This is a genomic window from Lonepinella koalarum, from assembly GCF_004565475.1.
Classification (GTDB): Bacteria; Pseudomonadota; Gammaproteobacteria; order Enterobacterales; family Pasteurellaceae; genus Lonepinella; species Lonepinella koalarum.
The window spans coordinates 148,737-163,854 of sequence record NZ_SRHX01000005.1 but is presented as its reverse complement, the minus strand read 5'-3'; the positions used below and the strand labels follow the sequence as shown (position 1 = coordinate 163,854).

The following is a 15,118-nucleotide window of genomic DNA, read 5'->3' as shown; positions in this document are numbered from 1 at the left end:
TAATTTATGCTGGTATCCGATTTTTATTTTGATTTACCCGATGAGCTGATTGCTCGTTATCCGAAACCTGACCGTACTTCAAGCCGTTTATTGCAATTAAATGGTCAAAACGGTGAAATTTTTCACCGCACTTTTGCCGATGTGTTGGATTTAGTCAATGCGGGCGATTTGTTGGTATTTAACAATACTCGTGTCATTCCTGCCCGTATGTTTGGGCGGAAAGTCAGTGGGGGCAAGGTTGAAGTGCTAGTTGAGCGTGTGTTGAGCGAAAGCACATTTTTAGCCCATATTCGTTCTAGTAAAGCCCCAAAAAACGGGGCGATTTTAGTGCTGGGTGAAGATAAACTCGGCGAAAATAACGGCATTGCGGTTACGATGCTTGGTCGTCAAGGGGCGTTGTTTGAATTAGAAATTGCCGATAAAAACACCGCAGTTTTAGATGTATTGAATAAAATTGGACATATTCCGTTACCGCCTTATATTGATCGTCCCGATGAAGAAGCGGATCAAGAGCGTTATCAAACGGTATATAATAAAATCCCTGGGGCAGTGGCAGCTCCGACCGCTGGTTTGCATTTTGATGATGAATTGTTGGCAAAATTAAAAGCCAAAGGGGTGAATTTTGCTTTTGTTACCTTGCATGTTGGAGCAGGAACATTCCAACCTGTACGCGTGGAAAAAATCGAAGATCACCAGATGCACGCAGAATATGTGGAAGTGTCGCAAGATGTGGTCGATGCGGTATTAGCCACAAAATCGGCAGGTAAGCGTGTAATTGCGGTGGGGACAACCTCGGTGCGTTCGCTGGAAAGTGCGGCGTTATTTGCGGAAGAAAAAGGCAGTTCGCAGATTATTGAGCCATATTTTTCTGATACTTCAATTTTTATTTACCCAGGGAAAAAATTTCGGGTAGTGGATTGTTTGATTACCAATTTTCATTTGCCAGAAAGTACGTTGATTATGTTGGTATCGGCGTTTGCAGGGTATGAGAATGTGATGGCTGCGTATAAAAGTGCGGTGGAAAATCGGTATCGGTTTTTTAGTTATGGGGATGCGATGTTTATCAGTAAAAAAGTTGACGTTTAAATACTAAATAACATTTTTTAGATCGGGTTTCGCCCGATGGGCGACCGTACTTTTCTTTGCTCGTGCAAAGAAAAGTAGGCAAAAGAAAGCACGCCCCGACTTCACCGCTTTTCTGAGCTTATTTGGTATTTTCTTAACGCTAAATTTTGAACTCGCTTCGCTCAGACAGGCAAAATTTAGCTAAAAATACCAAAACGCTCAGGCGACTCAGACGGGGACCCCAAGTTTTGACCGAGCATAAATAAGAGTGCGGTTAAAAAATGAAAAGATTTTAAAATTTACAAATGAAATAAAATAATGTTTTGACAAAATGGGGTCCCCATGTTTGCCGCCTGAAAACGCTTTAATTTGTAGGAAAATGGCGTCTGTCTGAGCGTAGCGAGTTCAGCCATTTTCCGTTAAGCAAATTAAAGCATTTTCAGGAAACAAGGCAAAGCTGGGGTGTGTTTCTTTTGTTACTTTTCTTTTGCACAAGCAAAGAAAAGTAAAGAACGTGGCGAAACCCGATTGTAATAAAAAACACAAATTTATAAAAAACAATTTTAAACAAAAAAACACCATCGAACTGTTTATTCGAAAAGGAAAACTATGAAATTTAATTTAAAAAAAACTAACGGAACTGCCCGCCGTGGCGAAATGATCTTCACCCGTCCACAAGGCGACTTTACCGTCCAAACCCCCGCCTTTATGCCAGTGGGAACTTACGGTACCGTCAAAGGCATGACCCCCGAAGAAGTACGTGCCACGGGGGCGGAAATTTTACTCGGTAATACCTTTCATCTATGGCTACGTCCAGGGCAGGAAGTGATGCGTAAACATGGTGATTTACACGATTTTATGCAATGGCATAGACCGATCTTGACCGATTCTGGCGGTTTTCAGGTGTTCAGCTTAGGTAAATTACGCAAAATCAAAGAAGAAGGCGTACATTTCCAAAATCCGATCAGCGGTGAAAAGATCTTTTTATCCCCTGAAAAATCTATGGAAATTCAATACGATCTCGGGTCGGATATTGTGATGATTTTTGATGAATGTACACCTTATCCAGCGACCTTTGATTATGCTAAAAACTCCATGGAAATGTCGTTACGTTGGGCGAAACGCAGCCGTCAGCGGTTTGATGAGTTGGAAAATCAAAATGCGTTATTTGGTATTGTGCAAGGTGGTACTTTTGAAGAATTACGCAAAATTTCCATTGAAGGTTTAGTGAATATTGGCTTTGACGGTTATGCGGTAGGCGGTCTGGCGGTGGGTGAACCGAAACAAGAAATGCACCGCATTTTGGAATTTGTAAATCCATTATTGCCACAAGATAAACCGCGTTATTTAATGGGCGTAGGAAAACCTGAAGATTTAGTCGAGGGCGTTCGCCGTGGGATTGATATGTTTGATTGCGTGATGCCGACTCGTAACGCACGTAATGGACATTTGTTTGTATCAGACGGCATTGTGAAAATTCGTAATGCGAAATATCGTGATGATACTAGCACGCTAGATCCTGAATGTGATTGTTACACCTGTAAACATTACACCAAATCTTATTTATATCATTTGGATAAGTGCGGTGAAATTTTGGGGGCAAGACTGAATACCATCCATAATTTGCGTTATTATCAACGCTTGATGGAACAGATTCGTACTGCTATTGAACAAGATCGTTTTGAGGATTTTGTGATAGAATTTTATGCCAAAATTGGCAAACCTGTACCACCATTGCAACAAAAAGAGGAAAAGCATGATTAATTTGGAACCGCAACAATTTGTCAGCTGGGATCAACCTATTGAGATGTTATATGCTTGCCATGGGCGAGTAAAAAATTTCTGTCGTCAATTAAGCCTATTACCTGATTATTTGGCTAAAAATGGGGTCAATCAAGCGGTCAAAAATGATGTTCAGCAAATTTTAAATTATTTCAATATTGCCGCACCTTTGCATCATGATGATGAAGAAAAAGATTTCTTTCCTGTGGTGGCAAAATATGATGCAAAAACGCAACAAACCATTGATGAGTTAGAACGTCAGCATTTTATTCTACATGATAACTGGCATAAACTTTCTACCCAACTTAGTGAATTAATTCAAGATCAACGAGATAATATTGATGCGGAACTTATCACTAATTTCATTGCCGGCTATGATGTGCATATTGCATTGGAAGAACCATTATTTGCCTTAGGCAAAGACTGTATTTCTGATGCTGAATTGGAAAGTATGGGAAAAGTGATGGCGGCACGCCGTCAGCTGTAAATGGATTATCAATTAGATTTACGTCAATATGCTTGCCCTTTACCTTTATTAATGGCGAAAAAAGCCCTTAATAATTTACCTCACAACAGTATATTGACGATTCAACTAAACGAACAAAGTGCGGTGCAAGATTTTGAACTTTTATGCCAGCAACAGGGCTATCAATTTATTTCTTGGCAAAAGTTCACCGCACTTGATACGCAAATCGTCATTAGGAAAGGTTAGCATACTAGCTTTTCCGTTGATCTTGTGCTATTTTATGCACCTAATTTTTTATTCTATTTATCAACAAAAAAGGAAAACAACATGGACGCACAACAAGGCAGCCCAATGTCAATGATTATTATCTTTGCTATTTTCGGTTTAATCTTCTATTTTATGATTTACCGTCCACAAGCTAAACGTAATAAAGAACACAAAGCCTTAATGGAATCTTTAGCCAAAGGTTCTGAAATCTTAACCTCAGGCGGTTTAATTGGTAAAATCACTAAATTATCTGAAAATAGTGATGAAGTCGTGATTGCGTTAAATCCAACCAACGAAGTCACCATTAAACGTAACTTTATCGTCGCTGTGTTACCGAAAGGTTCAATCAAATCTCTTTAATTTCATAAAAGGTTATTATACCTATGTTAAACCGTTTCCCTTTATGGAAGAATCTAATGGTGATCTTTATGATCGCCATTGGTGCTTTATATGCACTTCCAAATATTTACGGCGAAGATCCTGCCGTGCAAATCTCGGGTACGCGTGGTCAGCAAGCAAGTGAAACCACATTAAGTGAAGTTCAAAGCCTACTTACCAGTAACAATCTTCAACCCAAATCTATCCTGTTAGAAAATGGCTCTATTTTAGCACGTTTTAACAATACCAATGATCAGCTATTAGCCAAAGACAAAATTGCTGAAAAATTAGGTAATCAATACTCTACTGCGTTAAACCTTGCACCCTCAACACCTGCTTGGTTAAGCAGTATCGGTGGTAATCCGATGAAATGGGGTTTAGATCTACGTGGTGGGGTGCGTTTCCTGATGGAAATAGATATGAACACTGCTTTAGGCAAACGCCAAGAACAATTGCAAGATAGTTTACGCGGTGAATTGCGTAAAGAAAAAATTCAATATAGCGCAGTGAAAAATGGTGAAAATTTCAGCACATTACTTACCATTACTAAACCTGAACAGCTTTTTGACGCCAAACAACTTATTCGTAAACAACATCCTAATCTAAATATTAATGAAGTGGCTGATAATACCCTTGCATTAGCGTTATCAGATAAAGCCTTAATTGAAGCTCGTGATCATGCGATTGAACAAAACTTAAGTATCCTGCGTAAACGTGTGGAAGAATTAGGCGTAGCAGAAGCGGTGATCCAGCGTCAAGGTGCTGAACGTATTGTGGTGGAATTACCGGGTATTCAAGATACCGCTCGTGCGAAAGAATTATTAGGTGCCACCGCTACCCTTGAGTTCCGTATGGTTAATACTAATGTCAGTCCGGAAGCTCTCGCTCGCGGTATTGTGCCATCGGATACGGAAATTCAATTAGATCGTACAGGTCGCCCCGTTGCGTTATATCGTAAAGCTGTACTCGGTGGTGAGCATATTACCAATGCCACATCAGGTTTAGACCATAATACCTCAACACCACAGGTGAGCGTTAGCTTGGATAGTGAGGGTGGTGAAATTATGGCAAACACCACGCGCCAGAATCTGAAAAAACCAATGGCAACGTTGTATGTAGAATATAAAGACAACGGCAAAAAAGATGAAAATGGTAAACCCATTTTAGAAAAGAATGCCGAAGTCATTAATGTGGCAACTATTCAAGGTCGTTTTGGTAGTCAATTCCAAATTACCGGTATTGATAGCCCTGCGGAAGCACAAAATCTTTCTGTGTTACTCCGTTCTGGTGCTTTAATCGCACCGATTCAAATTGTGGAAGAACGTACCGTTGGACCATCATTAGGGGCGCAAAACGTCGAACAAGGCTTAACCGCCGGACTTTGGGGCTTGGTTATCGTGATTTTCTTCTGTTTAGTGTTCTATAAATTATTCGGTTTAATTGCAAGCCTTGCCCTTTGTGCCAATATGATTTTAGTAGTCGGTTTAATGTCGTTACTTCCGGGTGTTACCTTAACCATGCCCGGGATTGCCGGGATTATTCTTTCGGTGGGGATGTCGGTGGATGCGAACGTACTGATCTTTGAACGGATTAAAGAAGAAATGCGCAACGGTCGCCCGATTCAACAAGCTATTCACGAAGGATATAATGGTGCATGGTCATCTATTTTTGATGCTAACTTAACCACTATTTTAACCTCTATCGTGTTATATGCGGTGGGTACGGGACCAGTGAAAGGCTTTGCGATTACCCTTGCTTTAGGGGTAGCTATTTCTATGTTTACCGCCATTACCGGTACACGAATGCTGGTCAACTGGATTTATGGTGGCAAACGTGTTGAAAAATTATCTATTTAAGTGCGGAGAAATATTGTGAGTTTACTTAAACAAAAGCACGAATATCAAGGAATAGGCTTACCTTTTAGCCTAATCCGCTTTATGAATTATCGCAAATTCGGTTATCTTTTCTCTTTATTACTCACTGGATTCTGCATTTTCTGTATGTTTACCAAAGGGTTTAACTGGGGCTTAGATTTTACTGGCGGCGTGGTGATTGATACGCATTTTTCACAACCAGCCAATCTGGATCAAGTTCGTTCAACCTTAAACAATCAAGGGATCACCAGTGCGTTAGTACAAACAACAGGCTCTACCAGTGATGTTATCATTCGTTTACCCGCAACAGCCAGTGATGCCAAAATCGGTACTGAAATTAAAGACATGATGACCACACTTGATGCCAATATTGAAGTGAAATCAGTCGAGTTTGTGGGACCAAACGTAGGTGAAGAATTAACCCAAGGAGCTATTTATGCCACCTTAGCCACGTTAATCCTGTTATTAGCTTATGTGGGAATGCGATTTGAATGGCGTTTAGGGGTAGGTGGGATATTCGCTTTAGCCCATGATGTTATTGTAACGCTAGGGATTTTTTCCTTTTTACAAATTGAGATTGATTTGACCTTTGTGGCAGCGATTTTAACTGTGGTAGGTTACTCGCTAAACGATAGTATCGTGGTATTCGATCGTGTACGTGAAAACTTCCGTAAAATCCGCCGCATGAGTAGCCAAGAAATTATTGATATTTCCTTGACCCAAACACTAGCGAGAACCATGATTACATCACTAACTACCTTATTTGTTGTATTTACCTTACTCTATTTTGGTGGTAGCAGTATTCATAGTTTCTCTCTTGCTTTGTTAATCGGTATCGGATTTGGTACCTATTCTTCTATTTTCGTCGCAATTGCCATTGCCTTTGAGCTAGGTTTAGATCGTGAACATATGCAAATTAAATTAGCAACCAAAGAGGAATTTGAGGAAGGGTTTTAGTTTGTAGCCCTGCACTGACGTACAGGACTAAGCATGATACAGCTACTCCGTAGCTGAAAAATACAAATAAGATGCGGAGCATCATCACTACGCTTAACCCCGTACACCAGTACAGGAAACTTAACATACAGACTAAACATATTACTACTCAGATGCGGAGCATCGTCACCATACTTAACCCCGTACACCAGTACGGGGTATTTTCATCATTAAAAATTATCCAATATTGCTAACGCATCGGCTAATTTCTTCACGGTAAAAACTTGCATATTTTGCACCGCACTTTTCGGCTTATTAGCAAACGGCACAATAGCCCGTTTGAAACCATGTTTAGTGGCTTCATAAATACGTTCTTGTCCACTTGGTACAGGACGGATTTCACCCGCTAACCCCACTTCACCAAATACCACCAGATCTTGCGGTAAAGGACGATTACGAAAACTGGAAATTAAGGCTAATAATAAAGCAAGATCTGCACTGGTTTCGGTTACTTTAACACCCCCTACCACGTTCACAAACACATCTTGATCAGACATTTGTAACCCACCGTGGCGGTGCAATACTGCCAACAATAACGCCAGTCGATTTTGTTCTAACCCCACCGCAACACGGCGTGGATTGGCGAGCATAGAATGATCCACTAAGGCTTGAATTTCCACTAGCAATGGACGTGTGCCTTCCCATAACACCATTACCGAACTGCCTGATGTCAATTCATCACCACGGCTTAAAAAAATCGCTGATGGATTTTTCACTTCTTTTAAGCCCTGTTCGGTCATGGCAAACACCCCGAGTTCATTCACGGCACCAAAACGGTTTTTATGGCTACGTAAGGTGCGATAACGGTTATCGGATTCTCCCTCTAATAAAATCGAACAATCAATACAGTGTTCAAGCACTTTCGGACCAGCAAGCGTGCCGTCTTTGGTCACATGTCCCACCATAATAATGGCAACTTGGCGAGTTTTGGCATAACGAGTTAAGAAAGATGCACATTCACGTACTTGAGCCACGGAACCTGGACTGGATTGAATATCAGCAAGGTGCATCACTTGGATAGAATCTATCACAATAATCTGTGGCTTAAGTTGATCAGCGAGATTACAAATTTGTTCGACCGAGGTTTCCGACAGCATTTGTAACCGATCCGGCGGTAAACCCAAACGATTAGCGCGCATGGCGACTTGTTGTAAACTTTCTTCACCAGTGACATAAAGTGCGGTCATATTTTGCGCTAAACCACACATCACTTGTAATAATAAAGTAGATTTTCCCGCCCCCGGATGTCCGCCGATTAAAATAGCGGATCCCGGCACAATACCGCCACCCAGTACGCGATCTAATTCATGAAAGCCACTGGAAAACCTTGGTGTTTGTTGTAAACTAATATCGGCTAAGGTTTGAATTTTCGCTTGGGTTTCGCCCGCATAACCGCTAAAACGATCCCCTTTTGGCACTGATTTAGCGGAAACCAAACGAACTTCACTGATAGTATTCCATGATTTACACGCAGAACATTGCCCTTGCCAACGAGCAAATTCCGCACCACAATCATTACACACATAAGCGGTTTTCGGGGCTTTTGCCATATTAATTCACCATTCTCATCAAATTAAGCATACGTTTAACATATTGCCCTTGTTGTAATAAATTCTGCAATCTTCTCATTGCCTGTTGACTATCCTTACTTTCACTGTGCAAACGAATGATATGACGAATTTGCTCAAATAAATATTGATTACTTTCTACTATATCTAACACCATGTTTTCATCTAAATTATGATTTCGTTCAAGCTGTTGTTCAAAAACCTGTTGTATCAAGTGACCATTATCCACATAATAATGATATAAATTAAAGAATGCCCCAATACGTTCAACGGTTTGAATAAATTGTTGAGCAAAAAAATCTATGCCAAATTGCATGGTTTCTTCTATCAGTTGTTGTTCGTAGTTCAATAGTGCGGTTAAAACTTGCTGAGAATTGACCGCACTTTTCTCGACATCTAAAAAAACACGCCATTGCTCAAGCCAATCTTTTGCGGTTGATAATCCCCCTTGAGTCAATTGATAACCCCGTTTCGCTTTGCTCCATGAACTTAATCGCACACCATCGACAAAACTTAAATTTGCCACAAAGGTAAATAAATCCGCTAATTCACCGCTTTTTAATTCAAATTCAATTTCACAAATCGGCTTAATTTTATCCTTTACTTTAATCTCACCACGATCTAACGCAATTTCAATTTCAGTATTTTTACCGCACTCAATTAACCACCATTGACGCATAAAATCCGTACTAAAAATAGGTGCTAATTTGAGATCGGTTGGGAGCGTAATATTCTCTATTTGTTGCAAAACAGCGACATCAGGTTGCGCCGAGTTCAACAGAAAATTATATTCAGGGCGAATATGCAATCCCCCTGTCACATTGCCATTGGTTTTTAAAGTCATGGTAAACTGCTGATTTTCCGACCGCACTCTGAGTCCCATTTTATGTTGGGCAAAATAGCGATCTGCTGTATCGTAATAGATATTACCTAAAAATAGCTTATCTTGTTTTAAAATATGAAAATCACTTAATATTTGTGAAAACTGATCGGCAATTTCTGGCGTTACCGCTAATTTCAATTCGATTTCATTTGACATTCTTACGTCCTTAATAAGTAAAAATCTTGCCCTATTATAGAGCTTTTTTCATTTAGATCGTGAATTTTTCGTGTATATAAGGTAATATGCACGCAAATTTATTTCATCTATTTGGAGTTTTCTATGGCAATTAACAATATCCTAGGATTATTTGCCCATTCCCCTTTAAAACCATTACAACAACATTCCGATAAAGTAACGGAAGCCTGTAGCCTATTGGTTCCTTTTTTTGAAGCCACCTTTAGCAGCGAATGGGATCAATCAGAGCAAGTCCGTTTACAAATCGCGGAAACTGAACGCCAAGCGGATAGCTTGAAACGTGAAATTCGCTTGAAATTACCACGCGGTTTATTTTTACCCATTGACCGTACGGATTTATTAGAATTAGTTACTCAACAGGATAAATTAGCTAATTATGCGAAAGATATTGCCGGTCGCATGGTAGGGCGTCAATTTGGTATTCCTGATGAGTTACAAGAAGACTTTATGAATTTTCTTTGTCGTAGTTTAGATGCTACAGTGCAAGCACATAATGTGATCAGAGAAATGGATCAATTATTAGAAACGGGTTTTAAAGGGCGCGAACTCAAATTTGTCAATGACATGATCAACGAATTAGATATTATTGAAGATGATACAGATCAAATGCAGATTAAATTGCGCCGTATGTTACGTCAAATTGAAGCACAATATAATCCAATTGATGTGATGTTCTTATACAAAATTTTTGAATGGGTTGGCGTATTAGCTGATCAGGCACAGCGTGTTGGTTCTCGTATTGAACTGATGTTAGCACGTTCGTAATGATAACATAGGAGATAGACTATGGATGTATTACAAAATTACGGTACCATCCTGATTTTTATTACTGCCGCCTTTGCTTTTTTTATGGCATTTGGCGTAGGTGCAAACGATGTTTCTAATGCCATGGGAACCTCCGTGGGATCAGGCACAATTAATGCCAAACAAGCGATTATTATTGCCTTAATATTTGAATCTGCGGGTGCCTACTTAGCCGGTGGAGAAGTCACCGAAACCATTAAAAGTGGCATTATCTACCCAACCAACTTTATCAATGCACCAGATACTTTAGTATTAGGCATGATGGCGGCGTTATTTGCTTCGGGCTCTTGGTTATTAATTGCCTCACGTTGGGGCTGGCCAGTCTCCACCACCCATTCGATTATCGGTGCTGTAATCGGTTTTGCTTGTATTACGGCTGGAACCCATGCAGTAAGATGGGGGGCGATAAGTGGTATTGTCGGGAGTTGGTTTATTACGCCTGTTATCGCTGGTGTATTAGCCTATGGTATTTTCTTGGTTATCCAAAAATTAATTTTTGATACCGATAAACCATTACATAATGCCCAAAAATTTGGTCCCCACTTTATGGGATTAACCGTATTTATTGTGGTAATTGTCACCATTGCGAAAGGCTTAAAACATATTGGATTAAATCTCACCACGGGGGAAACAATCCTGATTTCACTAGGAATTAGTCTAATATCCGTATTAATCAGTTATTTTTATTTCCGTAGTAAAAGATTTATCAAAAAAGCTCGCAATGGTGTTTTTGGTGGCGTTGAACGCATATTTAGTATTCTAATGTTAATGACAGCTTGTGCTATGGCATTTGCGCATGGTTCAAATGATGTGGCCAATGCTATCGGACCATTAGCGGCAGTCGTAACCATTGTTGAAAATGGGGGCAACATTATGGCAAATGCACCGATAGCTTGGTGGGTGTTACCACTTGGTGCTGCTGGCATTGCCACTGGATTAATTATTCTTGGTTATAAAGTGATGGCAACTATCGGCACTGGCATTACGGATTTAACGCCTAGCCGCGGTTTTGCCGCTCAATTTGCCACTGCCGCCACAGTAGTGGTGGCATCTGGTACCGGTTTACCGATTTCTACCACCCAAACACTGGTTGGGGCTGTGTTAGGTATTGGTTTAGCGCGTGGTATTGCCGCGTTAAATTTAAATGTGATTCGTAATATTATTGCCTCTTGGATTGTCACATTACCTGCTGGTGCATTTTTCGCTATTATTATTTATTTTATTTTGGATCTTATTTTCCGCTAAAACAGGTTAAAAAGTGCGGTCAAAATCACCGCACTTTTCCATTATTTGTTAAGGAGGTTTATGTCATGCCGACATTATTAAAACTACTGCTCTCTGCCCTATTATTGGGTGCCACAATTCAAGTTGCACAAGCTGAAACCCAATATGTGACTGAAAACTTGCATACTTTTTTACGTAAAGGCGCGGGTGATAACTTTAAAATTGCCGGTGCTATTCAAGCGGGTGAACCAGTGACAATATTAGATCGTAAAGATCGTTATACCTTAATTCGTGATAATAAAAACCGTGAAGCATGGATTTTAACGAGCGAATTGAGTTCGTCACCCAGTGCTAAAAATGAAAACCCACAGTTAAGAGCCAAAGTTCAGGATTTAACCTTAAAACTAAATAATATTGATAAAGACTGGCAACAACGTACTGTTGAAATGCAACGTCGTGCTACTGACAGCGATCAGCGTAGTAGTCAATTATTAGAAGAAAATTCACAATTAAAACGTGAATTAGAAATCACTAAAAATAAAAATCGTGACTTAGAAGCTTTGCTTGATGCTGGTAAACGTGAAATTGCGATTCAATGGTTTATTTATGGCGGTTCCGTGCTTGGTGTGGGATTATTACTTGGTTTGATTATTCCAGTGATTATGCCAAAACGTCGTCGCCGTGACGGGTGGGCTTAATCAGGTATCAGATGACAGGTGTCAGGCATCAGAAAATGCAAACATTCTTAGTTGGTGGTGCTGTCCGTGATCAATTATTGAATCTCCCTATTAAAGATCGAGATTGGTTGGTTGTGGGTGGCACACCTGAACAACTTATTCAACAGGGCTATCAACAAGTGGGCAGTGATTTTCCTGTTTTTTTGCATCCTAAAACTAAACAAGAATATGCGCTTGCCCGCACCGAACGAAAATCGGGTTCAGGCTATATGGGGTTTGTGTGCGACTTTTCTCCAGATATTACCCTTGAGCAAGATCTGATTCGGCGAGATTTAACCATTAATGCTATCGCCCAAGATGAACAAGGCACGCTGTACGATCCTTTTGGTGGTATTAACGATTTAAATCACCGCATTTTACGTCATATTTCCCCAGCGTTTGCCGAAGATCCTTTGCGTGTTTTGCGTGTCGCTCGCTTTGCTGCTCGTTTTCATTATTTAGGTTTTACGATTGCAGATGAAACGATTAAATTAATGAAAACTCTCACTGCTCAGGGAGAACTTGCTCATTTAACCGCTGAACGCGTTTGGTTAGAAACTGAAAAAGCCCTTAATGAAAAAAATCCTGAAACCTATTTTTTCGTGTTACGTCAAGTTGGTGCATTAGCTGTATTATTCCCTGAATTAGATGCCCTTTATGGCGTGCCAAATCCAGCCCAACATCACCCCGAAATTGATAGTTTTATTCATACTATGTTGGTGTTACAACAGGCTACCCTACTCACCGAACAAACCGAACTGAATAAAACTGCGGTGCGTTTTGCCGCACTTTGTCATGATTTAGGCAAAGCCTTAACGCCCAAAGCCATTTTACCCCATCACTATGGACACGAAAAAAACGGCGTTCAACCTACCCGAAATCTCAGCAATCGGTTAAAAGTGCCGAGTTATGACAAAGCATTAGCGGAACTGACTTGTGCATATCATAGCCATGTTCACAAAGCCTTTGAATTGCGCGCAAATACGATGATTAAATTGTTCAATCAATTTGATGTATGGCGTAAACCGCAACGCTTTTTAGAATTTCTCACCGTTTGTGTCGCAGATAGTCGTGGACGTACTGGTTGTGAACGACGAGAATACCCACAAAAAGACTATTTATGGCAACTGTATCAAACTGCTTTACAAGTGGATGTGCAACAGGTGATCAATGACGGATTTGAAAAACAAAGGATTCGAGATGAGCTGACCGCTCGGAGGATTTTAGCGGTAAAACAAAAAATTGCTGAAATCAGACCGCACTTTGATATTTTGACTTCATAAAAATAACCAGTTAGAATACTCTCCAACTTTTTAAGAACGCATTTAAAAATGAAACTCAAACATTTATCCCTAATTTTATTATCTGCGATATTATTTACTGGCTGTTCAAGTTTAGACATCAGTGAACAGCGTCCAACCGATATTAAAACGATTAGCAAGAATGACCGCACTTGGCAACAACATTTAAGCCAACTTAAACAAATCCAAAACTATCAAGCCCAAGGGCAGTTAGGTTATATTAGCGAGAAAGAACGCTTTTCCAGCCGTTTTGAATGGCAATATAGCAATGCGAAAAACTATACCTTAAAACTTTACTCTACCATTAGTGCAAGCAGTTTAACCTTGCAGATGCACAATGCTGGCATGACGATTTCAGATAATAAAGGTCATCAACGTTCTGAACAAGATGCCAAATATCTGGTGCGAGAAATCGTTGGTATGGATGTGCCGTTAGAACAATTAGCCACTTGGTTAAAAGGTCAGCCAGACGAAAAAGCGGATTATCAAGTAGGCGAAAATCATTATTTGTCGAGCTTTAACTATGCTGTGGATGGTATGCTGTGGACAGCAGATTATTTAGTTTATCATCAAGATCGCATACCAGCATTACCCAAAGATATTTTGCTAAAGAATTCGACGCAAACCTTAAAAATACGAGTGGATAACTGGGTTTTATAATGAAAAATTATCATTTTTCTACCGCACTTTCCGATCTGTCAACCATTCAACAGGGAAACCATATCCGTTTCCCTAGCCCCGCAAAACTGAATTTATTTTTATATATTAACAATAAACGTCCTGACGGCTATCACGAATTACAAACCTTATTTCAATTTTTAGATTATGGCGACTGGTTAAATATCAGTTTACGTGATGATGATCAAATTCAATTAACCCCCGATATTCCGAACTTAAACAAACAAGATAATTTGATTTATCGTGCCGCCACGGCATTGCAACAATATACTGACTGTCAATGCGGTGCGAATATTCATTTAGATAAAATTCTCCCGCTGGGCGGTGGTGTTGGTGGGGGGTCATCAAATGCGGCAACGACTTTAGTCGCGCTCAACTATTTGTGGAAAACTGGATTAACTGAACAACAATTAATCGAAATTGGTGTAAAATTAGGTGCAGATGTACCTATTTTTATTGATGGACGAGCCGCGGTGGCAGAAGGTATTGGCGAAAAAATTACCCATTGCCAACCGCAACAAAAATGGTATTTGGTGTTAAAGCCTGAATTAGCGATCTCGACAGCAAAAATATTTGCTGATGTCAATCTAACACGAAATACGCCGAAAAAACCAATTTCACAGCTATTAACAGATGAATATCGCAATGATTGCGAAAAAATTGTGCGAAATCACTACCCAATCATTGATGAATTACTCTCTTGGTTGTTACAATATGCACCAGCAAGATTAACTGGAACTGGAGCATGTGTATTCGCTGAATTTGATAGTGAACAAGACGCACAGGCCATTTATCAGCTCAAACCAACAAATTTTAGTGGTTTTGTAGCAAAAGGCTGTAATACTTCGCCATTAGCAATATTACTTAATCAACTTAAACGACAGAATTAAACTTTCTTCTATTATTAAACCTGAGGTCAAA

General features: G+C 39.9%; 15 protein-coding genes. 13 read left to right on the top strand and 2 right to left on the bottom strand.

The annotated features are described in order from the left end of the window. Nucleotides 1-6 precede the first annotated feature (6 nt). The 7 genes from queA (at nucleotide 7) to secF (ending at nucleotide 6,789) form a co-directional block, all read left to right on the top strand. Entirely contained in the window at nucleotides 7-1,086 is a 1,080-nt protein-coding gene (gene queA, locus E0709_RS08005; protein WP_132302345.1) for a tRNA preQ1(34) S-adenosylmethionine ribosyltransferase-isomerase QueA, read from the top strand. Between the two features lie 588 nt (nucleotides 1,087-1,674). Further along, nucleotides 1,675-2,829, top strand: coding sequence for a tRNA guanosine(34) transglycosylase Tgt (gene tgt, locus E0709_RS07995; protein WP_132302344.1), 1,155 nt, complete (start codon nucleotides 1,675-1,677; stop codon nucleotides 2,827-2,829). Next, on the top strand, nucleotides 2,822-3,334 hold the full coding sequence (locus tag E0709_RS07990; protein ID WP_132302343.1) for a hemerythrin domain-containing protein: 513 nt from the start codon (nucleotides 2,822-2,824) through the stop codon (nucleotides 3,332-3,334). The genes tgt and E0709_RS07990 overlap by 8 nt, the downstream gene beginning before the upstream one ends. Further along, nucleotides 3,335-3,559, top strand: a complete 225-nt coding sequence (locus E0709_RS07985; RefSeq protein WP_132302342.1) for a sulfurtransferase TusA family protein — start codon at nucleotides 3,335-3,337, stop codon at nucleotides 3,557-3,559. It begins immediately after the preceding gene. 81 nt (nucleotides 3,560-3,640) lie between these two features. Continuing rightward, complete coding sequence (yajC, locus tag E0709_RS07980) at nucleotides 3,641-3,940, top strand: preprotein translocase subunit YajC (RefSeq protein ID WP_132302341.1); 300 nt, start codon at nucleotides 3,641-3,643, stop codon at nucleotides 3,938-3,940. Nucleotides 3,941-3,963: 23 nt separating this feature from the next. After that, the gene (gene secD, locus E0709_RS07975) at nucleotides 3,964-5,814 is read left to right on the top strand and encodes a protein translocase subunit SecD (protein ID WP_132302340.1); all 1,851 of its coding nucleotides are present in this window, start codon (nucleotides 3,964-3,966) and stop codon (nucleotides 5,812-5,814) included. A gap of 81 nt (nucleotides 5,815-5,895) precedes the next feature. Then, a complete protein-coding gene (gene secF, locus E0709_RS07970) occupies nucleotides 5,896-6,789 on the top strand; it encodes a protein translocase subunit SecF (RefSeq protein WP_243640869.1) in 894 nt (297 codons plus the stop codon). A gap of 209 nt (nucleotides 6,790-6,998) precedes the next feature. Here the strand turns inward: secF and radA are convergent, their stop codons facing one another. Both radA and E0709_RS07960 read right to left on the bottom strand, forming a co-directional pair. Continuing rightward, a complete protein-coding gene (radA, locus tag E0709_RS07965; RefSeq protein WP_132302338.1) occupies nucleotides 6,999-8,378 on the bottom strand; it encodes a DNA repair protein RadA in 1,380 nt (459 codons plus the stop codon). A 1-nt stretch (nucleotide 8,379) separates the two neighbouring features. After that, nucleotides 8,380-9,435, bottom strand: a complete 1,056-nt coding sequence (locus E0709_RS07960; protein ID WP_132302337.1) for a CYTH domain-containing protein — start codon at nucleotides 9,433-9,435, stop codon at nucleotides 8,380-8,382. A 123-nt stretch (nucleotides 9,436-9,558) separates the two neighbouring features. Here E0709_RS07960 and E0709_RS07955 point away from each other — a divergent pair, with 123 nt between their 5' ends. The 6 genes from E0709_RS07955 to ispE all read left to right on the top strand — a co-directional run bounded on the left by E0709_RS07955 (nucleotide 9,559) and on the right by ispE (nucleotide 15,087). Beyond that, on the top strand, nucleotides 9,559-10,239 hold the full coding sequence (locus E0709_RS07955; RefSeq protein ID WP_132302336.1) for a TIGR00153 family protein: 681 nt from the start codon (nucleotides 9,559-9,561) through the stop codon (nucleotides 10,237-10,239). A 21-nt stretch (nucleotides 10,240-10,260) separates the two neighbouring features. Then, entirely contained in the window at nucleotides 10,261-11,523 is a 1,263-nt protein-coding gene (locus E0709_RS07950) for an inorganic phosphate transporter (RefSeq protein WP_132302335.1), read from the top strand. 65 nt (nucleotides 11,524-11,588) lie between these two features. Further along, complete coding sequence (locus E0709_RS07945; protein WP_132302334.1) at nucleotides 11,589-12,200, top strand: TIGR04211 family SH3 domain-containing protein; 612 nt, start codon at nucleotides 11,589-11,591, stop codon at nucleotides 12,198-12,200. 35 nt (nucleotides 12,201-12,235) lie between these two features. Further along, complete coding sequence (locus E0709_RS07940; protein WP_132302333.1) at nucleotides 12,236-13,501, top strand: multifunctional CCA addition/repair protein; 1,266 nt, start codon at nucleotides 12,236-12,238, stop codon at nucleotides 13,499-13,501. 48 nt (nucleotides 13,502-13,549) lie between these two features. Further along, complete coding sequence (gene lolB / locus E0709_RS07935; RefSeq protein ID WP_132302332.1) at nucleotides 13,550-14,179, top strand: lipoprotein insertase outer membrane protein LolB; 630 nt, start codon at nucleotides 13,550-13,552, stop codon at nucleotides 14,177-14,179. Continuing rightward, nucleotides 14,179-15,087: a 4-(cytidine 5'-diphospho)-2-C-methyl-D-erythritol kinase gene (gene ispE, locus E0709_RS07930; protein ID WP_132302331.1), complete on the top strand. Its 909-nt coding sequence runs from the start codon at nucleotides 14,179-14,181 to the stop codon at nucleotides 15,085-15,087. The genes lolB and ispE overlap by 1 nt, the downstream gene beginning before the upstream one ends. Nucleotides 15,088-15,118 lie beyond the last annotated feature (31 nt).

Bases quoted from the DNA above. Each gene is read 5' to 3' on its own strand.
- queA (WP_132302345.1), top strand. From the start codon at position 7: ATGCTGGTATCCGATTTTTATTTTGATTTACCCGATGAGCTGATTGCT.
- tgt (WP_132302344.1), top strand. From the start codon at position 1,675: ATGAAATTTAATTTAAAAAAAACTAACGGAACTGCCCGCCGTGGCGAA.
- E0709_RS07990 (WP_132302343.1), top strand. From the start codon at position 2,822: ATGATTAATTTGGAACCGCAACAATTTGTCAGCTGGGATCAACCTATT.
- E0709_RS07985 (WP_132302342.1), top strand. From the start codon at position 3,335: ATGGATTATCAATTAGATTTACGTCAATATGCTTGCCCTTTACCTTTA.
- yajC (WP_132302341.1), top strand. From the start codon at position 3,641: ATGGACGCACAACAAGGCAGCCCAATGTCAATGATTATTATCTTTGCT.
- secD (WP_132302340.1), top strand. From the start codon at position 3,964: ATGTTAAACCGTTTCCCTTTATGGAAGAATCTAATGGTGATCTTTATG.
- secF (WP_243640869.1), top strand. From the start codon at position 5,896: ATGAATTATCGCAAATTCGGTTATCTTTTCTCTTTATTACTCACTGGA.
- radA (WP_132302338.1), bottom strand. From the start codon at position 8,378: ATGGCAAAAGCCCCGAAAACCGCTTATGTGTGTAATGATTGTGGTGCG.
- E0709_RS07960 (WP_132302337.1), bottom strand. From the start codon at position 9,435: ATGTCAAATGAAATCGAATTGAAATTAGCGGTAACGCCAGAAATTGCC.
- E0709_RS07955 (WP_132302336.1), top strand. From the start codon at position 9,559: ATGGCAATTAACAATATCCTAGGATTATTTGCCCATTCCCCTTTAAAA.
- E0709_RS07950 (WP_132302335.1), top strand. From the start codon at position 10,261: ATGGATGTATTACAAAATTACGGTACCATCCTGATTTTTATTACTGCC.
- E0709_RS07945 (WP_132302334.1), top strand. From the start codon at position 11,589: ATGCCGACATTATTAAAACTACTGCTCTCTGCCCTATTATTGGGTGCC.
- E0709_RS07940 (WP_132302333.1), top strand. From the start codon at position 12,236: ATGCAAACATTCTTAGTTGGTGGTGCTGTCCGTGATCAATTATTGAAT.
- lolB (WP_132302332.1), top strand. From the start codon at position 13,550: ATGAAACTCAAACATTTATCCCTAATTTTATTATCTGCGATATTATTT.
- ispE (WP_132302331.1), top strand. From the start codon at position 14,179: ATGAAAAATTATCATTTTTCTACCGCACTTTCCGATCTGTCAACCATT.